Origin of the sequence: Microvirga sp. RSM25, from assembly GCF_044784385.1 — a bacterium.
Taxonomy (GTDB): domain Bacteria; phylum Pseudomonadota; class Alphaproteobacteria; order Rhizobiales; family Beijerinckiaceae; genus Microvirga; species Microvirga tunisiensis.
The window spans coordinates 5,185,398-5,208,571 of the sequence record NZ_CP173039.1 but is presented as its reverse complement, the minus strand read 5'-3'; the positions used below and the strand labels follow the sequence as shown (position 1 = coordinate 5,208,571).

General features: G+C 62.9%; 26 protein-coding genes and 1 tRNA gene. 21 read left to right on the top strand and 6 right to left on the bottom strand.

Features of this window, described 5'->3' with window-relative positions:
- Positions 1-120: 120 nt before the first annotated feature.
- From purC to ACD578_RS24775, 8 genes are all read left to right on the top strand, one after another.
- Positions 121-915 (top strand): phosphoribosylaminoimidazolesuccinocarboxamide synthase, encoded by a 795-nt coding sequence (purC, locus tag ACD578_RS24810; protein WP_152715712.1) that lies wholly within the window; start codon positions 121-123, stop codon positions 913-915.
- A gap of 102 nt (positions 916-1,017) precedes the next feature.
- The gene (locus ACD578_RS24805) at positions 1,018-1,557 is read left to right on the top strand and encodes a hypothetical protein (protein ID WP_404289411.1); all 540 of its coding nucleotides are present in this window, start codon (positions 1,018-1,020) and stop codon (positions 1,555-1,557) included.
- A gap of 64 nt (positions 1,558-1,621) precedes the next feature.
- On the top strand, positions 1,622-1,861 hold the full coding sequence (gene purS / locus ACD578_RS24800) for a phosphoribosylformylglycinamidine synthase subunit PurS (protein ID WP_152715714.1): 240 nt from the start codon (positions 1,622-1,624) through the stop codon (positions 1,859-1,861).
- Between the two features lie 7 nt (positions 1,862-1,868).
- A complete protein-coding gene (purQ, locus tag ACD578_RS24795; protein ID WP_404289408.1) occupies positions 1,869-2,567 on the top strand; it encodes a phosphoribosylformylglycinamidine synthase subunit PurQ in 699 nt (232 codons plus the stop codon).
- Between the two features lie 188 nt (positions 2,568-2,755).
- A complete protein-coding gene (gene purL, locus ACD578_RS24790) occupies positions 2,756-4,966 on the top strand; it encodes a phosphoribosylformylglycinamidine synthase subunit PurL (RefSeq protein ID WP_404289406.1) in 2,211 nt (736 codons plus the stop codon).
- 26 nt (positions 4,967-4,992) lie between these two features.
- A complete protein-coding gene (locus ACD578_RS24785; RefSeq protein WP_152715717.1) occupies positions 4,993-5,229 on the top strand; it encodes a BolA family protein in 237 nt (78 codons plus the stop codon).
- A 44-nt stretch (positions 5,230-5,273) separates the two neighbouring features.
- The gene (gene grxD / locus ACD578_RS24780) at positions 5,274-5,609 is read left to right on the top strand and encodes a Grx4 family monothiol glutaredoxin (protein ID WP_404289404.1); all 336 of its coding nucleotides are present in this window, start codon (positions 5,274-5,276) and stop codon (positions 5,607-5,609) included.
- A 190-nt stretch (positions 5,610-5,799) separates the two neighbouring features.
- Positions 5,800-6,117 (top strand): hypothetical protein, encoded by a 318-nt coding sequence (locus tag ACD578_RS24775; protein WP_404289402.1) that lies wholly within the window; start codon positions 5,800-5,802, stop codon positions 6,115-6,117.
- A gap of 115 nt (positions 6,118-6,232) precedes the next feature.
- Here ACD578_RS24775 and ACD578_RS24770 read toward each other — a convergent pair whose 3' ends face one another.
- A complete protein-coding gene (locus ACD578_RS24770) occupies positions 6,233-6,889 on the bottom strand; it encodes a TlpA disulfide reductase family protein (protein WP_404289400.1) in 657 nt (218 codons plus the stop codon).
- 142 nt (positions 6,890-7,031) lie between these two features.
- Positions 7,032-8,669: a calcium-binding protein gene (locus ACD578_RS24765; protein ID WP_404289398.1), complete on the bottom strand. Its 1,638-nt coding sequence runs from the start codon at positions 8,667-8,669 to the stop codon at positions 7,032-7,034.
- Between the two features lie 243 nt (positions 8,670-8,912).
- Between ACD578_RS24765 and ACD578_RS24760 the strand changes: the two genes are divergently transcribed.
- From ACD578_RS24760 to ACD578_RS24715, 10 genes are all read left to right on the top strand, one after another.
- A complete protein-coding gene (locus tag ACD578_RS24760) occupies positions 8,913-9,161 on the top strand; it encodes a lipoprotein (RefSeq protein ID WP_404289396.1) in 249 nt (82 codons plus the stop codon).
- 9 nt (positions 9,162-9,170) lie between these two features.
- Positions 9,171-10,439, top strand: coding sequence for a diaminopimelate decarboxylase (gene lysA, locus ACD578_RS24755; protein ID WP_404289394.1), 1,269 nt, complete (start codon positions 9,171-9,173; stop codon positions 10,437-10,439).
- Positions 10,440-10,745: 306 nt separating this feature from the next.
- Positions 10,746-13,349, top strand: coding sequence for a TIGR02302 family protein (locus ACD578_RS24750; protein ID WP_404289392.1), 2,604 nt, complete (start codon positions 10,746-10,748; stop codon positions 13,347-13,349).
- Between the two features lie 75 nt (positions 13,350-13,424).
- The gene (locus ACD578_RS24745; RefSeq protein WP_152714954.1) at positions 13,425-13,616 is read left to right on the top strand and encodes a twin transmembrane helix small protein; all 192 of its coding nucleotides are present in this window, start codon (positions 13,425-13,427) and stop codon (positions 13,614-13,616) included.
- Between the two features lie 179 nt (positions 13,617-13,795).
- Positions 13,796-14,368, top strand: a complete 573-nt coding sequence (locus ACD578_RS24740; RefSeq protein ID WP_404289390.1) for an acyloxyacyl hydrolase — start codon at positions 13,796-13,798, stop codon at positions 14,366-14,368.
- Between the two features lie 25 nt (positions 14,369-14,393).
- Positions 14,394-14,969: a cob(I)yrinic acid a,c-diamide adenosyltransferase gene (locus tag ACD578_RS24735; RefSeq protein WP_404289388.1), complete on the top strand. Its 576-nt coding sequence runs from the start codon at positions 14,394-14,396 to the stop codon at positions 14,967-14,969.
- Positions 14,970-14,978: 9 nt separating this feature from the next.
- Complete coding sequence (locus ACD578_RS24730; RefSeq protein WP_404289386.1) at positions 14,979-15,686, top strand: rhomboid family intramembrane serine protease; 708 nt, start codon at positions 14,979-14,981, stop codon at positions 15,684-15,686.
- Between the two features lie 151 nt (positions 15,687-15,837).
- The gene (locus ACD578_RS24725) at positions 15,838-16,587 is read left to right on the top strand and encodes an electron transfer flavoprotein subunit beta/FixA family protein (RefSeq protein ID WP_404289384.1); all 750 of its coding nucleotides are present in this window, start codon (positions 15,838-15,840) and stop codon (positions 16,585-16,587) included.
- Positions 16,588-16,600: 13 nt separating this feature from the next.
- Positions 16,601-17,545 carry an electron transfer flavoprotein subunit alpha/FixB family protein gene (locus tag ACD578_RS24720; RefSeq protein ID WP_404289382.1) on the top strand — a complete coding sequence of 315 codons (945 nt, stop codon included), beginning with the start codon at positions 16,601-16,603 and terminating at the stop codon, positions 17,543-17,545.
- Between the two features lie 76 nt (positions 17,546-17,621).
- Positions 17,622-18,503, top strand: a complete 882-nt coding sequence (locus ACD578_RS24715) for a 3-hydroxybutyryl-CoA dehydrogenase (RefSeq protein ID WP_152714966.1) — start codon at positions 17,622-17,624, stop codon at positions 18,501-18,503.
- Positions 18,504-18,528: 25 nt separating this feature from the next.
- On the opposite strand, the gene ACD578_RS24710 is transcribed toward ACD578_RS24715, so the two are convergent.
- Positions 18,529-19,026, bottom strand: a complete 498-nt coding sequence (locus ACD578_RS24710; RefSeq protein ID WP_404294031.1) for a DedA family protein — start codon at positions 19,024-19,026, stop codon at positions 18,529-18,531.
- Between the two features lie 240 nt (positions 19,027-19,266).
- Between ACD578_RS24710 and ACD578_RS24705 the strand changes: the two genes are divergently transcribed.
- Positions 19,267-19,836 carry an HNH endonuclease gene (locus tag ACD578_RS24705; RefSeq protein ID WP_162003246.1) on the top strand — a complete coding sequence of 190 codons (570 nt, stop codon included), beginning with the start codon at positions 19,267-19,269 and terminating at the stop codon, positions 19,834-19,836.
- 72 nt (positions 19,837-19,908) lie between these two features.
- On the opposite strand, the gene ACD578_RS24700 is transcribed toward ACD578_RS24705, so the two are convergent.
- Genes ACD578_RS24700 through ACD578_RS24690 form a run of 3 tightly spaced genes read right to left on the bottom strand, consistent with a single transcriptional unit; the run spans position 19,909 to position 22,147 of the window.
- Positions 19,909-20,991 carry a D-TA family PLP-dependent enzyme gene (locus ACD578_RS24700; protein ID WP_404289379.1) on the bottom strand — a complete coding sequence of 361 codons (1,083 nt, stop codon included), beginning with the start codon at positions 20,989-20,991 and terminating at the stop codon, positions 19,909-19,911.
- A gap of 60 nt (positions 20,992-21,051) precedes the next feature.
- Positions 21,052-21,552 (bottom strand): disulfide bond formation protein B, encoded by a 501-nt coding sequence (locus tag ACD578_RS24695; RefSeq protein ID WP_404289377.1) that lies wholly within the window; start codon positions 21,550-21,552, stop codon positions 21,052-21,054.
- Between the two features lie 13 nt (positions 21,553-21,565).
- The gene (locus ACD578_RS24690) at positions 21,566-22,147 is read right to left on the bottom strand and encodes a YqaA family protein (protein ID WP_152714974.1); all 582 of its coding nucleotides are present in this window, start codon (positions 22,145-22,147) and stop codon (positions 21,566-21,568) included.
- Positions 22,148-22,301: 154 nt separating this feature from the next.
- Here ACD578_RS24690 and ACD578_RS24685 point away from each other — a divergent pair.
- Both ACD578_RS24685 and ACD578_RS24680 read left to right on the top strand, forming a co-directional pair.
- A tRNA-Leu gene (locus tag ACD578_RS24685) sits at positions 22,302-22,386 on the top strand.
- A gap of 218 nt (positions 22,387-22,604) precedes the next feature.
- Positions 22,605-22,820: a hypothetical protein gene (locus tag ACD578_RS24680; protein ID WP_404289375.1), complete on the top strand. Its 216-nt coding sequence runs from the start codon at positions 22,605-22,607 to the stop codon at positions 22,818-22,820.
- Positions 22,821-23,174 lie beyond the last annotated feature (354 nt).

The following is a 23,174-nucleotide window of genomic DNA, read 5'->3' as shown; positions in this document are numbered from 1 at the left end:
CCCCGCGTTGTACTTGTCCAAGGGATCGGATAGGTTGCCCCTTGAGCGGAGCACCGGTGAAAAGCCGCGTCTCCGCCAGCCGCGGATCTAAAAAATGACCATCCCCAGGAGCCACGGCACATGGATTTTCTCAAACCACGGTACACGCCTATGAATCGTCGCCGTCGCATCTATGAGGGCAAGGCGAAGGTCCTCTATGAGGGCCCGGAACCCGGTACGCTCATCCAGCACTTCAAGGATGACGCGACCGCCTTCAATGCCAAGAAGCATGAAGTGATCGACGGCAAGGGCGTGCTTAACAATCGGATCTCGGAATACCTGTTCCAGCATCTGAACGACATTGGCATCCCGACCCACTTCATCCGCCGCCTAAACATGCGCGAGCAGCTGATTCGCGAGGTGGAGATCATCCCCCTCGAGGTGGTGGTGCGGAACGTGGCGGCGGGCTCGCTCGCTACCCGTCTCGGCATCGAGGAGGGCACGCAGCTGCCCCGCTCGATCATTGAATTCTATTACAAGAACGACGCCCTGAACGATCCCATCGTTTCGGAAGAACACATTACTGCTTTCGGCTGGGCCTCACCCCAGGAGATCGACGACATCATGGCGCTCGCCATCCGAGTCAACGACTTCCTCTCCGGCCTCTTCCTGGGCGTCGGCATCCGCCTCGTCGACTTCAAGCTCGAGACGGGCCGTCTCTGGGAGGGCGAGATGATGCGCATCGTCGTCGCCGACGAGATCTCCCCGGATTCCTGCCGCCTCTGGGACATCAAGTCCAAGGACAAGCTCGACAAGGACCGGTTCCGCCGGGACATGGGCGGACTGGTCGAGGCCTATTCCGAGGTCGCCCGCCGCCTCGGCATCCTGGCCGAGAACGAAAACCCGGTGACAGGCGGCCCCCGCCTCGTGCAGTAACGGCCGCTTCCTTAATCGTTCCAAGCCCGGCTCCACGCCGGGCTTTTCTTTTGCGTCATCCCGCATTCCCCTTCCGGCTCGTTTCGCGCATAGATAAGGGCCATGCCTTTCCGTCTGTTGTGTTCCCTCCCCTTCGTCCTGGCTCTCGCCTTGACGGTCGCAAGCTGCGGCTACATTCCGCGTCAGGTCGCGGGTCTCCCGGCGGGCACGCCCTGGGATGCCCTACCCTTACGCAAATGGCTGGCCGAGGATCGGGCCGAACCCGTTGCCCTTGCCTTCTGCGTCCCGCCAGAATGCAGCCCGGGCCTCACGGTCGGCGTCATCCGCCTGACCGGCAAGGACGCGGACATCACGGACGCCCTGCTGAAGGATCCGGAGCGCCTAGCCCGCGCGCTGCGCTCGCCTGTGGGCCGGCAGAAGCCGGTCAGGACCCGGATCACGGTCGAGCGCCTCAAGGACGCTCCCTATCCCGGCTTTACTATCGATCTCGCCCCGGCGGATGGCAGCAAGCGCCCGGCCTATGGGGCAGCCATGGGAAAGCGTGAGGGCGAGGCGCTCTCGGTTGTCTTGGTGATCGGCGAAGTTCAGGATGTCGTGCGTGAAACGCTCCGAGAAGTCGCTGCCCGAGAATTAGGCTCCTGAGCCCGTTGTCTCTTGCGGCTAAATTCTTTATGGCCTTGGCCAAATCTTAACAGCCGAGGCCCCCATGAAAGCTCGCGTCACCGTCACACTCAAGAACGGCGTTCTCGATCCCCAAGGCAAGGCCATCGAAGGGGCCCTGAAATCCCTAGGCGTCGAGGGCATCGACGGCGTGCGTCAGGGCAAGGTCTTCGACATCGAGCTCGGAACCACCGACAAGTCCAAGGCCGAAGCCGCCCTCAAGGCCGCCTGCGAGAAGCTGCTCGCCAACACCGTCATCGAGAATTACCGCGTCGAGATCGCGTGAGGCTTCCATGAAATCTGCCGTCATCGTCTTCCCCGGCTCCAATCGCGAAGGCGATGTGCTGCGGGCGCTCAAATCGGCCGGCTCCCATGTGGAGAAGGTCTGGCATGCCGAGACCGAACTGCCGAAGGGCACGGACCTCGTGGTCCTGCCGGGCGGCTTCTCCTACGGCGATTACCTGCGCTGCGGCGCGATTGCCGGTCGCGCCACCGTGATGGATGCGGTCCGCGCCCATGCGGCGCGCGGCGGCCTCGTGCTCGGCATCTGCAACGGCTTCCAGATCCTGTGCGAATCCGGGCTGCTGCCCGGCATCCTGATGCGCAACGCCAACCTGAAGTTCATCTGCCACCGGCAGTTCCTGCGGGTGGAGCGCAACGACACCGCCTTCACCCGGGCTTATGCCAAGGGCCAGGCCATCGATGTCTGCGTGGCGCATGGCGAGGGCAACTACACGGCCGACGAAGAGACCCTGAAGCGGCTCGAAGGCGAAGGGCTGGTGGCCTTCCGCTATTCCGATGCCCAAGGGCACATCACGACGGATTCCAACCGCAACGGCTCCATGAACGCCATCGCAGGCATCTATTCGGAGAAGCTCAACGTGCTCGGCATGATGCCTCATCCGGAAAACCTGATCGAAGACCTCGTCGGCGGCACCGATGGGCGCGGCCTGTTCGAGAGCCTCGTGTCGAGCTTTCCGAAGGCGGCTTGATATCTGGAGCGGAGAAAGCACCCCGCAGCCCTCATCTTGAGGAGCGCAGCGTCTCGAAGGACGAGGGCGTCTCCGGTGTTCACCGCACCCTCCTTCGAGACGCCGCTCCGCGGCTCCTCAGGATGAGGACATCTGATTTGTTCCCCTTACTCTCCCACACGGGAGAGGGTGAAAGAAGCGAGACCCCGATGATCCGCAACGACGTCGCCATCACCCCGGAGCTGGTCAAGGAGCACGGGCTTAAAGCCGACGAATATGAGCGCTTCGTGAACCTGATCGGCCGCGAGCCGACCATCACCGAGCTCGGTATCGTGTCGGCCATGTGGAACGAGCATTGCTCGTACAAGTCCTCCCGCATCCACCTGCGCGGCCTGCCCACAAAGGCATCCTGGGTCATCCAGGGGCCCGGCGAGAATGCGGGCGTGATCGATATCGGCGACGGGCTGGCCTGCATCTTCAAGATGGAGAGCCACAACCATCCGTCCTTCATCGAGCCCTATCAGGGCGCCGCGACGGGCGTCGGCGGCATCCTGCGCGACGTGTTCACCATGGGAGCACGGCCCATCGCATCACTGAACTTCCTGCGCTTCGGCGAGCCGGATCACCCGAAGACCCCTCACTTGGTCTCGGGCGTGGTCGCGGGCATCGGCGGCTACGGCAATTCCTTCGGCGTTCCCACGGTCGGCGGAAGTGTGGGCTTCGACAAGCGCTACAACGGCAACATTCTCGTCAATGCCATGGCGGTGGGCCTCGCCCGCACCAACGAGATCTTCTACGCGAAGGCCACCGGCGTCGGGAACCCGATCGTCTATCTCGGGTCCAAGACCGGCCGCGACGGCATCCACGGCGCAACCATGGCCTCGGCCGAGTTCGACGATGCCTCGGAAGAGAAGCGTCCGACCGTGCAGGTCGGCGATCCCTTCGCCGAGAAGCTCCTGCTCGAAGCCTGCCTCGAGCTCATGAAGTCCGGCGCTGTGATCGCGATCCAAGACATGGGAGCGGCCGGCCTCACCAGTTCGGCCGTCGAGATGGGCGCCAAGGGCAATCTCGGCATCGAGCTCGACCTCGACAAGGTGCCCTGCCGCGAGGAGGGCATGACGGCCTACGAGATGATGCTCTCCGAGAGCCAGGAGCGCATGCTCATGGTGCTCAAGCCCGGCATGGAGAAGGAGGCCGAGGCCATCTTCCACAAATGGGGCCTCGACTTCGCGGTGATCGGCAAGACCACCAATACGCTCCGCTTCGTCATCAAGCACCAGGGCGAAGTGAAGGCGGACCTGCCGATCAAGGAGTTGGGCGACGAGGCTCCACTTTATGACCGGCCGTGGGTGGAAAGCCCCAAGCAGCCCGTGATCGCGCCGGACAGCGTGAAGCCCCCGATGTCCGAGGCCGAGGCGCTCCTGAAGCTCGTCGGCTCGCCGGACCAGAGCTCCAAGCGCTGGGTCTGGGAGCAGTACGATCACCTGATCCTCGGCAACACCGTCCAGATTCCGGGCGGCGATGCCGCCATCGTGCGCGTCGAGGACGGACCGAAGGGCCTGGCGCTGACCACCGACGTGACGCCGCGCTATTGCGAGGCCGATCCCTTCGAGGGCGGCAAGCAGGCAGTGGCGGAAGCCTGGCGCAACATCACGGCCGTCGGCGGCCTGCCGCTCGCCATCACCGACAACCTCAACTTCGCCAGTCCTGAGCGGCCCGAGTCCATGGGCCAGTTCGTCGGTTGCGTCAGGGGCATCGGCGAAGCCTGCCAGGCGCTCGATTTCCCGGTCGTGTCCGGCAACGTCTCGCTCTACAACGAGACCAATGGCCAGGGCATCCTGCCCACGCCGGCCATCGGCGGCGTCGGCCTCCTCGACGACGTGACGGTCAATGCCTCCATCGCCTTCAAGCGTGAGGGAGAGGCCATCATCCTCATCGGCGCAACCCAGGGCTGGCTCGGCCAGTCGATCTATCTGCGCGATGTCTGCGGCCGGGAGGAAGGCGCTCCGCCGCCGGTGGATCTGGTCCAGGAGAAGCGCAACGGCGATTTCGTGCGCCAGCTCATCCGCTCCGGCCAGGTGGAGACCGTGCATGACCTCTCGGATGGCGGCATCGCACTCGCGCTCGCCGAGATGGCCATGGCCGGCAACGTAGGCGCCGAGATCACGGCCTTCCCGGAGGGATTCCCCCTCCATGCCTTCCTCTTCGGCGAGGACCAGGGGCGCTACCTCATCGCCGTCGACGAGGATGTGGCCGCCGACATCCTCTACGAGGCCGGCGCCATCGGCGTTCCAGCCGTGACGCTGGGCATCACCGGGGGCGATGCGTTGATTCTGCCAGGGCAACAGGCCATATCCGTGAAGCAATTGAAGGCAGCGCACGAAGCCTGGCTGCCGGAATACATGACCGGCAAGTCTTAACCGGTAAGCCGTGAGGAGTTTGATCCATGCCGATGGATTCGCGAGACATCGAAAGCCTGATCAAGGCCGCCCTTCCCGATGCGATGGTCGAGATCAAGGACCTGGCCGGCGATGGCGACCACTATGCCGCCACCGTCACCTCCTCCGCCTTCAAGGGGAAGTCACGGGTCCAGCAGCACCAGATGGTCTATGCAGCGCTGCAAGGACGCATGGGTGGCGTGCTTCATGCCCTTGCATTGACGACCGTGGCACCCGACAATTGAGACATGAACCCGGCGCCTTGACCGCTGCGGAACAGGAGACATCCATGGCTGACGCCAACCAGATTATCGACAACGAAGTGAAGTCCAACGACGTCGTGCTGTTCATGAAGGGCACGCCGCAATTCCCGATGTGCGGGTTCTCGGGCCAGGTGGTCCAGATCCTCAACTACCTCGGCGTGCCCTACAAGGGCGTCAACGTGCTCGAGGACGAGACCATCCGCCAGGGCATCAAGGAATATTCCAGCTGGCCGACCATTCCCCAGCTCTACGTGAAGGGCGAGTTCATCGGCGGCTGCGACATCACCCGCGAGATGTTCCAGGCCGGCGAGCTGCAGCAGCTCTTCACCGACAAGGGCATCCAGGTTCAGCAGAGCGCCTGACGGCATTCCGACTGACGGGATCGAGGCGGGGCTTGGCCCCGCCTTTTTCGTTTCAAGGCCCTCGGTCAAGGGGGCGTCTTATGTCGCATTCCTTAAACGGCTCAGTTTCCGGCACACTGGAAGTGTGCTGAACTCAACAGAACAACCGCTCATCACAGAATAATAAGGAGCGGTGAGAAGGGGCTGTACCATGATCGAACCCGAACCGAATGTCGTCGCATTCAAGCCGCGCAAGCCGGTGACCAATCATCCCAGAAGCCTCATGGAGCGGATCTATGCCGCCGGCTCCCTGTCCATCCGGGCGGATGACCGGGCCACCAAGATGGCCGCCGTCATGCTGCAGGCGCTGGGCTTTCTGGTGATCGAGGAGATTCTGGCCGACGGCACACCGCGCCGGCTCGACCGCGGCGAGGCACGGCAGGCCATGGACCGCCCCTGGCGGCTCTCGAAGCCGGCCTTTTCCGGCACGATCGGCGTTCCCGACGGCGGCGGGGCCTTTCCTGCTTGAGTGCCATTACTTGGCGCGTCAGAGGCTGACGCGAAAATTGGCCCATCCTGAGCCCTCATCCTGAGAAGGACCGGGAGGTCCTTCTCAGGATGAGGTTTGGGCTGTTTCACGCTGTTCAAGACCGCCCCAACGCCGTCTTCATGAAGGTGATGGCATCGGGAGAAGCCCATTCCGCCGGCCCTTTGAGCAGGGCGATCTCGCAGCCCGACGCATCGACCACGAAGGTGGTCGGCAGACCGACCACATGGCCGGATTTCTGCAGCACCTGCAGCAGCTTGCCTTCCGGATCGGCATGATAGGCCAGGTTTTTGATGCCGTTCTCCTGCAGCCAAGCCTTCGGCTTTTCGCGGTTGCGGGTGTCGACATTGATGGCGACGACCTGGAAATCGGGGCCGCCCAGCTCCGTCTGCAGCCTGTCGAGGGCCGGCATTTCCTCGCGGCAGGGTATGCACCAAGTCGCCCAGAGATTGACCAGGACAGTCTTGCCCCTGAAGTCGGACAGGCTCATCGGCTGCCCCTCGGGGCCGGTGAAGGCAATGACGGGCGGCGGCTTCGGCGCATTGCTCACGCCGACGGCCGCCACCTCGCCCCTCGCCAGCGGCTTCAGGCTTGCGGTTTTCGCCTGCGCGGCGCGGCATTCACCAGCCTGGACGATGTCGGAGCGATCGCGGGAGAAACCATACCACCCGGCGCCTGCGGCAATCAGGGCAAGAGCGGCAACGCCGGCAACCAAACGGCGGCTTCGCGTGGATTGTGGTTTTGAAGTCGACATGAATTGGATGTGACGCTTTTCACGGCGAACCTCAAGCCCCGAACAGCTCCTGGCGTCAACATGGCCTTCACGATCCTGTAGACATGGATTTATCGGAAATGACCCTGGCAGCAGCGCCGCCAGGGCCACTTCATCAATCGGATCAGATGATCAGGATATCGGCAGCCGTGAGCCGGACATTGTTGAAGTCCGCGATCTTCAGGGTGCCGCCCGGACGCGAGCCGTTCGAGTCGTAGATCAGATCGTCCGTCACCGGATTGTAGATGAGGTAATCGTTCGTATCGAGCGCGCGATCGCCGATGCGGAAATAGGCTGCATTCAGCTTACCCGGAGCGTCTCCCGTACCACGTCCGAGATTGCTGAAGATCGCGTTGTCGAGCATCACGAAGTCATTGCGGACATTGAAGTCGAGGATCCGGTCGACGGTCGTGCGGGTTGGACGGTCGTCGAACTTGAAATAGTTTTGGCCAGAGCCGCCACGCAGGTCATCCCGGCCACGGCCGCCGTCGAGGATGTCATTGCCACCTAATCCGAAAAGCACGTCGCGGCCGTTCCCGCCAACGATGACATTGTCAAATTCTGAGCCACCCAGCCGCACGTTCGCATTCGTGTCCGAGATGAGGAATTCCACCTCGGCCGTTGCTGCGAGCGAATAGCAGGTCGAGATGCGCACCGTGTCGATGCCGCCGCCGGTGGCTTCGGTGACGATCTCAAATGCACTGTCGACGAGGTAGGTATCGTTCCCCAAACCGCCCGTCATCGTGTCCACGCCGGCACCGCCGTTGAGGATGTTTGCGCCGCTGTTGCCGGTGAGCACGTTGGCAACCGCGTTCCCGGTGAGGTTGACGACTCCCGTGCCGCCCGCCTGCATGTTCTCGAGCCCTGTTGCCAGAGTGTAATTCGCAAGAAACGACACGACCGTATCGACACCGTCGCTGTCGGCAATCGCGTCGCCGGCATTGTCGAGGACATAGGTGTCGTCGTTGGCGCCGCCATCCAGGCGATCGGCCCCCGCGCCGCCATCGAGCGTATCGTTGCCGGCGGCACCGACGAGTTCGTTGACACCGGCATTGCCGATCAGGCTGTTATTGTTGGCATTGCCGGTAGCATTGACGGTCCCGGTGCCGGTGAGGACGATGTTCTCGATATTGGCTCGCGTTGCGAGGGAGTAGGAGAGTGCAGTGCTGACGGTATCGATACCTGCGCCGGCCTCCTCCGTGATCACATCGTTCGCGTCATCAACCACATAGGTGTCATTCCCAACGCCGCCTGCCAGGTCATCGGCGCCGGTACCACCATCGAGAAAATCGTTACCTTCACCGCCGACGAGATCGTCACCGCCCGCGCCGCCGAACAGGACGTCGTTGCCGCCTGCGCCATTGAGGATATTGGCGCCCTCGTTGCCCCTCATGGTGTTGGCAAGCGCATTGCCGGTGCCATTGATAGCCGCCACACCGATCAGAACGAGATTTTCGACGAAGACTGCTCCGGCGGTCAGGGAAAACGTCACGCTCGAACGAACCGTATCGGTGCCGCCATTGTCCAGCTCGGTCACGACATCACCATCGTCATTGACAACGTAGGTGTCGTTGCCGCCGCCGCCGTTGAGATTGTCGGCACCGGCGCCGCCATTCAGGACATTGTCGAATGCGTTGCCAGTGATCGTGTTCGCGTCGGCATTGCCCAGAACGTTGAACGCTTCGTCGGCTGCCATAAGCGTGAACGTCGTGTCACCGTCTTCCAGAATAACCAGACGAAGTTCGTCGTATCTAGCTGGCATATCGGTTTCTCCACGCCCCTCCCGTTGAAGCGCCCTGAAGCTCCGTTTTTATCTGTTATCTCAATACCTTCAGGAATTGATATAACGGGTTGATATGGGATACGTTCCATCATTTCTTCCCTAAGGTAATCCTTGGAACCTAGGTTTCGTCCAGAGCTCGCCTCGAGGACAGCTTAGGCCAGCTTTGCCTCTCGCATCCGGCAACGCTTGCCGTTATGGTGCGGCCACGTTTCGGAGCTCTCTATGTCGTCCAGCCTGACTTTCCCTCGTGCCGTCCTGGTTTGCGGCCTTCTTGTCCTCGGTCTGACCGCCTGCGGCCGCCGCGGCGCGCTCGAGCCGCCGCCGGACGCCTCGGCGCAGGCGGCCGAGACCCAGACGCAGACCCCGACGAGCGACGCGACCCTGCCCTCCCCGGTCGGCACGCCCCGCTCCCAGCCGAACCGGGGCTACACGATTCCGAACAAGCCCTTTATTCTCGATCCGCTGCTTTAGGCTTTTTCGATGCACCATTTTGCCTATCGTGACGGCGTCCTCCATGCGGAGGGGGTCGATCTGCGCCGCCTCGCGGACGAGGTCGGAACCCCGTTCTATTGCTATTCCTCCGCCACCCTGGAGCGGCATTACAAGGTCTTCACTGAGGCCTTCGCCGATACGGACGCCCTCGTCTGCTATGCCATGAAGGCCAACTCCAATCAGGCCGTGCTCAGAACGCTCGGTCGCCTGGGAGCCGGCATGGACATCGTCTCCGAGGGCGAGCTGCGCCGCGCGCTGGCCGCCGGTGTGCCGGGCGAGCGGATCGTGTTCTCCGGCGTCGGCAAGACCAGACCTGAGATGGCTTTCGCGCTCGAGAGCGGAATCCTCTGCTTCAACGTGGAATCGGAGCCGGAACTCGAGGCGCTCTCAGAGGTCGCCCTCTCCAAGAGCATGCGTGCTCCCGTGTCGATCCGCATCAACCCGGACGTGGACGCCAAGACCCACGCCAAGATTTCGACAGGGAAATCCGAGAACAAGTTCGGCATTCCCATCGCCCGCGCCCGCGAGGTTTATGCACGGGCGGCAGCGCTCAACGGGATCGAGGTCACCGGCGTCGACATGCATATCGGAAGCCAGATCACGGATCTTGCTCCTTACGACAACGCGACCGCCCTTCTCGCCGAGCTCGCCCGCGACCTGATGGCCGATGGGCACAAGCTGCATCACATCGATCTCGGCGGCGGCCTCGGCGTGCCGTATCGCGAGGACAACGAGCCTCCGCCCGATCCGCAGGCCTATGCCGCGATCATCAAGCGCCACACCAGGGATCTCGGCCTCAAGCTCGTATTCGAGATGGGCCGCATGATCGCCGGCAATGCGGGCGTGCTCATCGCCCGGGTGATCTACGTCAAGCAGGGCGCCGACAAGCCCTTCGTGATCGTTGATGCCGCGATGAACGATCTCATCCGCCCGACGCTCTACGAAGCTCATCACGACATCAAGCCGGTCGTCGAGGCCGCGCCCGACGCCGCGCGCGTCGTCGCCGATGTGGTCGGCCCCGTCTGCGAGACCGGCGATTATCTCGCCCTCTCCCGCGACATGCCGGCCGTCAAAGCCGGCGACCTCATCGCCATCATGACCGCCGGCGCCTATGGGGCGGTTCAGGCCAACACCTACAACACGCGGCTTCTCGTGCCCGAGGTGCTCGTCCGCGGCGAGGATCACGCGGTGGTGCGCCCGCGTCCGACTTACGAAGAGCTGATCGGGCTCGATCGGGTTCCGGGCTGGCTGGACTGAGAAACGTCACCGCGCAAGCCAGAGTATGAGAAACCCGGCAGGCGGGCTGCCGGGTTTCTCATGTGAAGCGATGGCCGGGGCCCGATGGATCATTCATCATGGCGCCACGTTGCCCTCTCGCGGACGGCTGGAAGACCCCGTCCGTGACGGTCAGTGACGTCTGAGCAGCACCAGATGTCCGAGCGTCGATGACCGGTCACCTCTTCTTGAAGCTCCGCGCGCAATTGACCGCTGGTCATCCGGGGCATGCGTGCTAGCTTTTTCGTGGGGGTGTCTGCACATTTCGTGCAGCGGGAGATGTTTGGCATGAGCGAAGGCCCGAACCCGACGCCTGGGCGCAGCCCCCTGAACCAGAAGTTCGGGCGTCTGGTCGCTCATGCGCGCTGGTCCCTCTGGTGGGAGGAGGCCTGGCCCCGGCTCTGGTTGCCGTTCGCCATCGTCCTTTTGTTTTTTACCCTGTCCTGGCTTGGCCTCTGGCTCGACGCCTCGCCCCTGTGGCGCACCATCGGATTAGGCCTGTTCACGGCAGCCTTTCTCCTGTCGCTCTGGCCTCTGTTGCGCCTGCGCATGCCCACCCGGACGCGCGCGCTCGACCGGCTCGACCGGGAAACGGGCATGAGCCACGGCCCGGCCCGCGTTCTTGACGATACGCTTGCCCTCGGCTCGACGGATCCCGGCACCAAGGCTCTCTGGGCGCTCCATCGCAAGCGCGCGGAAGAAGCCGTGGGCCGCATGCGCGTCGGCCTGCCACAGCCCGATATGGCGAAGCGCGACCGCTATGCCTTGCGGGCTGCAGGTCTTCTCGCCCTGGTGACGAGCGCCTTCGTGGCAGGGCCCGAGATCGGCTCGCGGCTCGCCGCAGCCTTCGACTGGCGGAAGATCGAGACCGCCTCCCCGTCGTTCCGCATCGACGGGTGGATCGATCCGCCCCTTTATACCCGCACGCCGCCGCTGATGATCGACCTGGCGCGGGGGCAAAGCCTGCGCGCGCCGATCCACTCGACGGTCGTCGTCCGGATCGCCGGCGAGGACAGCGCCGAGGTCAAGCCGGGCAAGGGCCTGACGCCTCTGCCTCCCAAGGCCAATCAGCGTGCGGACATGCGCGAGGAGCGCTACAAGCTCGACGGCTCGAGCGAGTTGACGGTCAGCACGGGCTTCGCGAACAGCGTGACCCTGACCATCGAGGCCATTCCCGACCGGCTGCCTGAGATCGCCTTCACCATGCCGCCCGAGGTGAATGCACGCGGCACCTTCACCTTGAGCTACAAGGGCAAGGACGATTACGGCATCGCCTCGCTCGAAGGCATCGTGGAAAAGGCCGACAACAGCAAGGGGCGCTCCCTCGTCCCGGCCCCGCAGCTCACCCTGGCCCTTCCAAGCCATGAGGAGAACGCCCCGGACACCAGGTCTCCGGTCGACCTCACGAACCATGCCTGGGCCGGAGCCCCGGTGAAGATCAGGCTGAAGGCCAAGGACGAGGCAGGCCAGGAAGCGTTGAGCGAGGCGATCACCTTCACCCTGCCGCAGCGTCCCTTCACCAATCCTCTCGCCAAGGCCCTGGTCGAGCAGCGGCGTAATCTCGTTCTCGCTCCGGATGACCGTAAGCGCGTTCAGGTCGCGCTCGATGCCCTGCTGATCGCACCGGAGGAATACACCCCGCAATGGGGCGTGTTCATGGGCCTTCGTGCTGGAACGGAACGTCTGCGCGTCGCCAAGACCGATCAGGATCTGCTCGATGTGGCCGACTGGCTCTGGGCCATAGCGCTCCAGATCGAGGATGGCGGCCTCTCCGATGCGGAGCGGGAGCTGCGCGCGGCTCAGGAGCGCTTGAAGGAGGCTATGGACCGGGGTGCGACGGATGACGAGATCCGTCGCCTGACGGAAGATCTGCGACAGGCCATGGACAAGTTCCTGCGCGAATTCGCCCAGCGCATGCAGCAGAACCAGCAATCGCAGGACCAGAACCAGCGCACGCCCCCGGACCGGATGGTCTCGCAGGATGACCTCAATCGCATGCTGCGTCAGATGGAAGAGGCGATGCGCCGCGGCGACGTGGCCGAGGCCCAGCGCCTCCTCGAGCAGCTGCGCAACATCCTCGAAAACCTGCAGACCGCCCAGCCCAACAACCGCATGACCGATCCGCTCGGGCGCGAGATGAATCAGGCCATGCAGGATCTGGAGGACATGGCGCGCGAGCAGCAGAACCTGCGCGACGAAACCTTCCGCGACGGCCAGAACCGGCGCATGCAGCAGGGCGACCGCAACGGGCAGCGCCAGCAGGGGCAGCGCCAGGGCCAGAGGCAGCAGGGACAGCGCCAACAGGGCCAGCAAGGTCAGCAGGGCGAAGGCCAGGAGCAGGCTGAAAACGGCCAGGGAGGTCAGGACCAGGATCCGCTGGGTCTGAAGCAGAGGCAGCAGGCGCTGAGGGAAAGGCTGGAGGAGCTGCAGCGGCGGATGCAGGGCATGGGCATGCAGGGCGAGCAGGGCCTCGGCGATGCCGAGCAGGCCATGCGCGATGCGGAAGGTTCGCTGGGCCAGGGCCAGGACGGCCCGGCGGTCGACGCCCAGGGCCGGGCACTCGAAAATCTCCGTCGTGGCATGCAGGGTATGGCGCAGCAGATGCAGCAAATGCAGCAGGGCGACGGCCAGGGGAACGAACAGGCCGGCGACCAGCCGGGCCAGGGCAATCCGCAGGGCAACCAGCAGACCGGTCAGCGCGACAACGATCCTTTGGGTCGCCCGGTGCGGAACAGGGACTTTTCCGATGGTCGCGTCGATGTGCCCAGCGCCGGCCAGTCGCCCGCCCAACGGGCGCAACGGATCTTGGAAGAATTGCGGCGCAAGCTGGGCGATCCCAGCCGACCGCAGGAAGAGCTCGATTATTTCGATCGCCTGCTGCGCCGAAACTGAGGCTAGGATAACGGCGCCTCTTGCCTCTCTGCCGGGTTCGGGCCACGGTCGCCCGAATCTTCTGATGGAATCAAGATGACAAGTTTTGCCGATTTGCTTGTGCCGATTGTGGTGGTTGCCGTCGCTTTCGTGCTGCTTTTAGGCCTGATCAACATGCTGCGCGGCGGCAACGCCAATCGGTCGCAGCACCTCATGAGGTTGCGTGTCCTGCTTCAGTTTCTGGCGATCATCGTCATCATGGGCGTCATCTGGTGGCGCGCCGCATGACGTAGCGAGAAGCGTGGAAACCGGTTCCACTTTTCCACACAATGGGTCGGGCATCTCCGTATTGACACTTTTTCGCCACGGTTTGTATTAAGAGAACGTTAGCCATAATGGCATAGGCTCCTGGCCATAATTTTTATTGATTTACGGAACTCTTAATGCGCATCAGTCCAGCTATAGGCTTGAGCCTTCTGGTCCTAATTGTGGGATCGACAGGCGTCCTAGGCTCCGACTTCAAGCGGCAAGCAAATTCCTTCCAAGCTCCATCTCAACCGAATTTCCTGTCAGAATTCCGTTTTGGTTTGTCTGCTCAGGATCCTTGGGGCGCGGGGGGACGCGACAGCTCCGCCAATCTCACCGGCGAAATCCTTTTTGCAAAACCGTTTACGGCCTCGGACCTTTTCACCAGTTATTTCATTCCACGACCGCATGTGGGCGGCAGCCTGAATTTCGATGATCGGACGAGCTTTGCCTATGCGGGGTTGTCCTGGACCATCGACGTCACGCCCAATGTCTTCGTGGAGGGCAGCTTCGGCGGCGCCATCCATAACGGCAAGGAATCCTCGCATCCCCTGTCCGATCGCCAGGCGCTGAGTTGCTCGCCGCTGTTTCGCGAATCGGGTTCGGTGGGCGTGCGGCTTTCCGCCAATTGGAGCGTGATGGCGACCATCGAGCATCTGTCCGATGGCGGAACCTGCTCCGACGAGAATAGAGGCTTGACGAATGTCGGCGCACGGGTTGGGTATTCGTTTTAACTGAATCCCAACCTTCGGGTCCTCCATGGTCGTCCTCAACCGCATCTACACCCGCACCGGGGACAAGGGGACCACCGCCCTTGCCGCCGGAGGACGCCGCCCGAAACACGATCTCCGCATCGAGGCCTTTGGCACGGTGGACGAAACCAACGCCTGCATCGGGCTGGTTCGCCTTCATACGGCGGGCCACGAGATCGATGCGATGCTGGGCCGTATCCAGAATGATCTGTTCGATCTCGGTGCCGACCTCGCCACCGTCGAGACGGACAAGCCCCTTCCCTATGAACCCCTGCGCATAACACAGGCACAGGTGGATCGTCTCGAGCAGGAGATCGACCGGCTCAACGCGGAGCTGTCGGTTCTGCGCTCCTTCGTCCTCCCGGGCGGCACGCCCGCCGCAGCCGCACTCCATCTCGCGCGCACGGTTTGCCGCCGCGCGGAACGCCTAGTGGTCGAACTCATGGAGAAGCCGGAGGAAAAGGTGTCTCCGGAATCCGTGAAATACCTGAACCGCCTCTCGGATTTCCTCTTCGTCGCGTCCCGTTACGCCAACGATAAGGGCGCGCTCGACGTCCTCTGGGTGCCCGGTCAGAACCGTTAGGAGCGGATCATGTTTTTACCGCTTCACGACGGCGTTCCGCTCAAGAACATGAAGACGCCGCTCGCGACGCGGTTTCTCATCGGCGTCTGCGTCGTCGCCTACCTTTTTACCTTCTACGGCCCTCTCGGCGAAGATGCGGTGGTGGGCGGGCTCGGCTTCATCCCATCGGTTCTGTTCGGCACGGAGGTGCTCCCCGAAGGCTATCCCTTCGTTCCAGTCGAGTTGACACTGGCCACCAACATCTTCCTGCACGGCTCGCTGTTCCACCTGATCGGAAACATGCTGTTTCTCTGGGTGTTCGGCGACAATGTGGAGGATGCCATGGGGCATCTCCGTTTCATCCTGTTCTTCCTGCTCTGCGGGACGGCCGCGAGCCTGGCCCATGCCTTCATCACCACGGAGCCGCACCGCCCGCTGATCGGCGCCTCCGGCGGCGTGTCGGGCGTGGTGGCGGCCTATCTCATCCTCTACCCGCGCGTGAAGATCTGGGGTCTGTTCCTGAAGGGCATTCCGTTGCACCTTCCCACCTATTGGACCATCGGCTTCTGGTTCGTCCTCCAGTTTGCCTCGGCCTTCCTCGGGGGAGACGAGAGCGTGGGCTGGTTTGCCCATCTTGGCGGCTTCATTGTCGGCGCTATTCTCATCCCCCTGATGCGCCGCCGTTACGATCCCGTGCTCGCCCGCGTCCAGGCCCAGGAAATGCAGGCCCCGCGTTGACAATGAGGCGTGACCACTGACCGCAACAGACGGCCAAAAGCGCATTTCACTTTCCGGCTCGATGCTCTAGGTTCCCATCCGCCTTTTTCCTATATGTCCGGAGGGCTGTTTTTGGCGATATCCGGACCCGACCTTTGGTGAGGACAGACGAATGAAGCTTCTTGTGTGTGTGAAGCGGGTTGTGGACTACAACGTGAAGATCCGGGTGAAGCCGGACGGGTCGGGCGTGGAACTGGCCAACATCAAGATGTCCATGAATCCTTTCGACGAGATCGCCGTCGAGGAAGCCGTGCGCCTGAAGGAACAGGGCAAGGCCACGGAGATCGTTGCCGTCTCCATCGGCCCGCAGCAGGCCGGCGAGACCATCCGCACCGCACTGGCCATGGGTGCCGACCGCGGCATCCTGGTCAAGACCGACGCGACCGTCGAGCCGCTCGCCGTCGCCAAGATCCTGGCCAAGGTGGTCGAGCAGGAGAAGCCCGATCTCATCATCATGGGCAAGCAGGCCATCGACGACGATTCCAACCAGACCGGCCAGATGCTCGCCGCCCTGCTCGGCTGGCCACAGGGCACCTTCGCGTTCAAGGTCAATGTGACTGAGGGCTCCATCGACGTCACCCGCGAGGTCGATGGCGGCCTGCAGACGGTGGGCCTCAAGCTGCCGGCCGTCGTCACCACGGATCTGCGCCTCAACGAGCCGCGCTATGCCAGCTTGCCCAACATCATGAAGGCCAAGAAGAAGCCGCTCGACGAAACCTCGCCGGAGACGCTCGGCGTCGACGTATCCCCGCGCCTGAAGGTCATCAAGACCACCGAGCCCGGCGGCCGCAAGGCGGGCGTGAAGGTGGGTTCGGTGGCCGAACTCGTCCAGAAGCTCAAAGTCGAAGCCGGCGTGCTCTGAGGAGAACAAGACAATGACCACCTTGCTGATTGCCGAGCACGACAACGCTCACCTGAAGGATGCTACCCACAAGGCACTCTCCGCCGCCAAGGCGCTTGGTGCACCCGTGCATGTGCTGGTCGCCGGCGCCAATGCGAAAGCGGCCGCCGAGGCTGCCGCCAAGCTCGAAGGCGTGGAGAAGGTGCTGCTCGCTGAGGGGGCCGCTTACGAACACCAACTCGCCGAGCCGACTGCCGCCCTGATCGTGTCGCTCGCCGGTTCCTATGATGCCCTGGTGGCGCCTGCCACCAGCAAGGGCAAGAACGTGATGCCGCGGGTGGCTGCCCTCCTCGATGTGATGCAGGTTTCCGACATCACCAAGGTAGTGTCGCCCGATACCTTCGAGCGGCCGATCTATGCCGGCAACGCCATCCAGACCGTGCAGGCCACCGATGCCAAGAAGGTGATCACCGTGCGCACCGCCGCCTTCCCGGCTGCGGCTGAGGGTGGCTCTGCCGCCATCGAGATGGTCAACGCGGCCGAGGATCCGGGCACATCGAGCTTCAAGGGCGAGGAGATCGCCCAGAACGACCGTCCCGAACTGACCTCGGCCCGGATCATCATCTCGGGAGGCCGTTCGCTCGGCTCGTCGGAGAACTTCACCAAGTATATCGAGCCGATTGCCGATACGCTCGGCGCGGCCATGGGCGCCTCGCGCGCGGCGGTGGATGCGGGCTACGCGCCCAACGACTGGCAGGTGGGCCAGACCGGCAAGGTGGTGGCGCCGGATCTCTACATTGCGGTGGGCATTTCAGGGGCCATTCAGCATCTGGCGGGCATGAAGGACTCCAAGGTGATCGTGGCGATCAACAAGGACGAAGAGGCTCCGATCTTCCAGGTGGCGGATTACGGCCTCGTCGGCGACCTCTTTCAGATCCTTCCGGAACTGAAGGAGGAGTTGACCAAAGCAGGTCAATAAGGTCAGGAATAATGACGGACCGGGCGGGACTCTCTGCCCGGCCGCTTTTGACGATTGAATGCAGGCAGCAGATCAGATGGGCATTGAGATCAAAACGGTTGGCGTTGTCGGCTCCGGACAGATGGGCAGCGGCATCGCCCATGTCTGCTCGCTCGCGGGATTCAACGTCCGGCTCAACGATCTCTCGGAAGATCGGATAAATGCCGGGCTTGCGACGATCAACGGCAACATGGCGCGCCAGGTCTCCAAGGGCGCTATTTCCGATGCCGACAGGCAGGCGGCGCTGGAGCGGATCAAACCAGCTCGCACCTATGACGATCTGTCCGCCTGCGACCTCGTCATCGAAGCTGCGACCGAGAACGAGGAGGTGAAGCGCAAGATCTTCACCAATCTCAGCCCGTCGCTCCGCCCCGACGCGCTGCTCGCCACTAACACGTCGTCGATCTCGATTACGCGCCTTGCCGCCGCAACCGACCGGCCGGAACGGTTCATCGGCATTCACTTCATGAACCCGGTGCCGGTGATGCAGCTCGTCGAGCTGATCCGGGGCATCGCCACCGAGGATCACACTTACGAATCCGCCAAGCAATTCATCGGCAGGCTCGGCAAGACCTCGACCGTTTCCGAGGATTTTCCGGCCTTCATCGTCAATCGCATCCTGCTGCCGATGATCAACGAGGCGATCTACACCCTCTACGAGGGCGTGGGCTCCGTGGAAGCCATCGACACGGCCATGCGGCTCGGCGCCAACCATCCCATGGGGCCGCTCCAGCTGGCCGATTTCATCGGCCTCGATACCTGCCTCTCGATCATGCAGGTGCTGCACGAGGGCTTGGCCGATTCCAAGTACCGCCCCTGCCCGCTCCTCGTGAAATACGTGGAGGCCGGCTGGCTCGGCCGGAAGACAAAGCGCGGCTTCTACGATTATCGAGGCGAGAAGCCGGTTCCAACCCGCTGAGACGTTTGCTCAGCGGGCTTAAGCCTCAGATCAGCCGCTTGAAGGCATCGGTGAAGAAGTAGGGTCCGAAGCTCCACAGGCCGGCCCACAGCATGGCCCCAAGGGCGTTCGCCACGACGAAATGGTGCCAGGGCATCCCGGCCGATCCGGCAATGAGGCCATTGAGCTGCCGCAGCACGACGATGAAACGCGCCGTGAGAACCATGAAGAACCCCTTGGTCTTCACCATGGTCTCCAGCCCGGACAGGCGTTCCGGCGTGAGCTTCACCAGATACCCGAACCTGTTCAGAAGCAGCCGGCCGCCAAACCGGCCGATCAGATAGCCGGTGCTGTCACCCAGCACGGCGCCGAGCCAGGCCGCTAGAAAGACGTGGCCGATCGCGAGATCGCCGCGCGTTGCCAGGAGAGAAGCCGCGATCAGCGCGCTCTCACCGGGCAGGGGCGCTCCGAACGACTCGAAATAGAGGACGATGAGCAGGGCCCATACGCCATAGGTCACAATGGCGGGCTCGATCCAGGCCAGGCCTTGCTGGAGAAGGTTCATCGATGCCCTTTCTCTTGGCTGGCGCGTCGTTCCGGGCGGAAAACAGGACCCGCTTTTCGGTATGATGCGCTAAGTCGCTGAAATCGATCCCGATTTGTCCACGCACTTCCTGTGGGTGCGTCACAAACGTATGGCCTCGGATCTTCACAACAGTGTCATACTGCCTATAGTCTACTCCGACGGGATACGACTCTTCTCTTAACGGAAAGAGGAGGTGAGGTGACGATACACGTCCAGCCTGTTGTGCGACCGGAGGCCTGCCCGGCCCTCGTTCTCAATGCCGATTATCGGCCTTTGAGCTATTACCCCTTGTCCATCTGGTGTTGGCAGGACGCCATCAAGGCGGTGTTCCTGGACAGGGTCAACATCGTCTCGGAATACGACAAGGTCGTGCGAAGTCCGACCTTCGAGATCCGCCTCCCCTCGGTCATATCGCTCAAAACCTACGTCAAACCGTCCCGTCACCCGGCCTTCACCCGCTTCAACGTCTTCCTGCGCGACCGCTTCAGCTGCCAATATTGCGGAGATCGCGAGGACCTTACCTTCGATCACGTCATTCCCCGGTCCAAGGGCGGGCAAACCACTTGGGAAAACGTCGTCGCCGCCTGTGCGCCCTGCAACCTCCGCAAAGGGGACAAACTGCCCCGCGAGGTGGAAATGTGGCCCCGGCAGAGCCCCTTCGCCCCGACCGTCCACGACCTCCACTCCAACGGTCGCCTCTTCCCGCCGAACTACCTCCATGACAGCTGGATGGATTATCTCTACTGGGACAGCGAACTGGAGCCTTGAAGCCCCCTCCTCCATGGAACCGGCAAGCCCGGTTTCCACTCCATCGGCGCATCGCCATATTCGATCAACCGATCAGGTCAGACGCCCCCGTGCCGCGACCGGCAATTCGCCGACGACCTCGTCTCCCCGCACGGCGACCAGCCGATCCACCATGTTCACCACCACGCAGACATGGTTCGGCACGATGCGCACCACATCGCCGACGCTGGGACGATCATTGCAGGCAGACAGATCAAGAAACCCGTGCTCCTCGGCGAAGCGGGCGATCTTGGCCTGCGGATGCTCGAGGATGAGGCCGTGCCCCTCGAGGCCGCCCGTATCGTACGTCAATGTCTTTGAGCCGGAATCGAGAATACCCCGCTCGGGACCGGCGCGGCTGACCACCGTCGCATAGACTGTGAGCGCGCAATCCTCCAACCGCGCGACGCCGGCAGCCAGCATCATGCGGTCGTTGAACACCGAGGTCCCGGCCCGATGTTCGGTTACGCCCTTGATCTTGCCGAGATGAACCAGGTTGGGGGTGCCGCCCGACGAGACGATACGCGGCTCGAGGCCGTGCTCCCGCACGCCGGCTTTGGCCGCATCGAGGAAAGCCTGTGTTTCGGCCACGGCGTTCTCCGGCGGATACAGCATGAAGCCCGCAAACGAGAGCCCGGGGCGGGACGCGACGTCCCTGGCCAGGGCAACAGCCTCCGCCACTGTCTCGACCCCGGCCCGCTTGCGCCCGGTATCACATTCCACGACCACATCGAGATCGCGTCCGGCGATAGCTGCGGCCTGCGGCAGACCTGCGACGACGACGGGGTTGTCGGCCGCCACGGTGACCCTCGCCCGCGACAACAATCGGCCGAGGCGATTCAGCTTCTCCTCGCCCAGGATGTTGTATGAGATGAGGATGTCGTCATGGCCGTTCTCGGCCATGATTTCGGCCTCGCCAAGCTTCTGGCAGGTGATTCCACGCGCCCCCGCATCGCGCTGCATGGCGGCGATGACCGGGCTCTTATGCGTCTTGATGTGAGGGCGATTGGCGATTCCGGCCGCATCGCACAGGGCCTGCACCCGGGCGATGTTGCGCTCGACCACGTCGAGATCGATCACCACGGCGGGCGTCCCGAACTGTCGTGCAATCTCGTCCTTGAGAGCCTGAATACTCATGAGGGTCCCCGATCCTGTTTGAGCGAAGGCTAGCGGGGTCCACTGCGCCGACGCAAGCCCTCACCGGCCGAGGTAAAACCCCTTGCGGGCGGCCGCCATGGCTGCGAAGGCGGCCAGGGCCAGCGAGATCAGCACATTCCATCCCGCCAGCGACAGGCCGAGGAAGCGCCAAGCCGCTTCCGTGCAACTGACGACGCGGGTGCTCTGCAACTGGTTCAGGAAATCGCCCACATTGCCCGCGCCTGCGCCCGATCCGCCGCCGCAATCGCTCGGCCCGGCAAAGAAGCCCCACTCGACCCCGGAATGATAGGCCCCGAGCCCTGCGCTGACGATGAAGATCAGCGCCAGAAGCCAGAGGCCGGCGCGCGTCCATCGCGGCGGCAGGAGCGCGGCCACGAGGCCGAGAGGGATCGCGATGTAATAGGGATTGCGCTGGATCAGGCAGAGTTTGCACGGCACATAGCCGAAGGCATGCTCGAAGATGAGCGCACCGCCGACCGTGGCCGCGGCTCCCAAGGCCACGGCCAGAGCGACCTGACGCATGGTGAGGCTGATCTGCATCGATCCCTCTCGTCTAGAAAAGGTAGCGGAAGGCGACGAAGCCACCAATGAAGGCCGCAATGGCCAGAGCCGCCACCAGATTGAAATTGTTGTCGATGATCGATTTGATCCGCGGCCCAAATTTGCTCATCAGCAAAGCAACGAGGCAGAAGCGGGCTCCACGGGTCAGGATCGAAAGCACGATGAACCAGCCCAGATGATAGCCTGCGAAGCCCGAGGTGATGGTGACGAGCTTGTACGGGATCGGGGTCAGGCCCTTGAGCAGGATCACCCAATGGCCGTATTCGGCATAGGCGTGCCGAAACGTCTCGGCTCCTTCGGTGAGACCGTAGAGCTGGAACAGCCAGGCTCCGATGGAATCGTAGAGCCCCAATCCGATGAAGTATCCCAGGATGCCGCCCAGCACGGAAGCGACGGTGCAGATCAGGGCATAGGACCAGGCCTTGTCAGGCCGCGCCAGCATCATCGGCACGAGCATGATATCTGGCGGAACCGGAAAGAACGAGCTTTCGGAAAAGGAGACCAGAGCCAGCGCATAAGGGGCCGAGGGTCGGCCCGCGAGGGACAGGGTCCAGTCGTAGAGGCGTCTAAGCATGGTGTTCCGACGGGTTCAGATCCGGATCGGGGCCTTTGCCCCGCGCCTCTTTGAGCACAAGGCGCCTGGAATTGCGAGAGGTCAGCCTTGCGGCTTCCCTTCACATCTCTCGCATTGACCAACCTTTGCCGCCCATGGTACTTCGCGGGTCCTTGCCCCTGTGGCGGAATTGGTAGACGCGCTCGACTCAAAATCGAGTTCCGCAAGGAGTGCTGGTTCGATCCCGGCCAGGGGCACCACATTGATTTTACTGAAGAAATCGGCTCCACCTGCTGGAGCCTTTTCTGTTTTCAGTGGTCCGTGTCGGCACCACGTCGGCACGAGAGCGGAAATTGCCACGATTCGTATCGCTGGTGCCATTGCGAGCGAAGCCCCGCAGAACTTGCTTCCCTTGCCAACCTTAGGAACTCTGCAGAAGCTCCACCGTTGTCTTGGCCTAAAGATTTGGGGAACGCACATGAGCCTGCAGAACACTGCCTTTAGAGGGACGGCCCGCCATCGTGCCGAGGACGACCTCTTCCACTACGACCGGTCGCGTGCTCCCAAGCCCACCGAGTTCGATATGGGCATATTCAGCGCCAAAGCCTCGGCTCGGTACTGGGTCGTCAGCATGCGCCCACGCTGGCTGGTCAACCGGGCTCAGCCACTCGCCCGCCCTCGCTCGGAAGCATGAACAGCAAGCTAACGATGGCGCGTGTCAGTGTCTCGGATTTCGCCTTCATGGTCTAGGCTAACGAAGGTAGTGGACGAACGATACCCTCACCTCGACACCGGCTTCTTGGGTGTTAGGCTTAAGGTCTTGGACGGGGGACAATGGTGCTAAAACCGCTAATCGCTTGCACAATTGCGCTTCTACTCGCTGGGTGCGTATCGCCTCAACAAATGGCTGCACGGCAGTCTGCTAGCGAGGATACCGAGTGCCGCCAGATCGGTGCCCGCCCTGGCACCGACATTTACGTTCAATGCCGGATGTTCAAGCAGCAGCAGAGAGCCCAAAAGGAACAGGCAGACGCCGCGTCCTCTGATG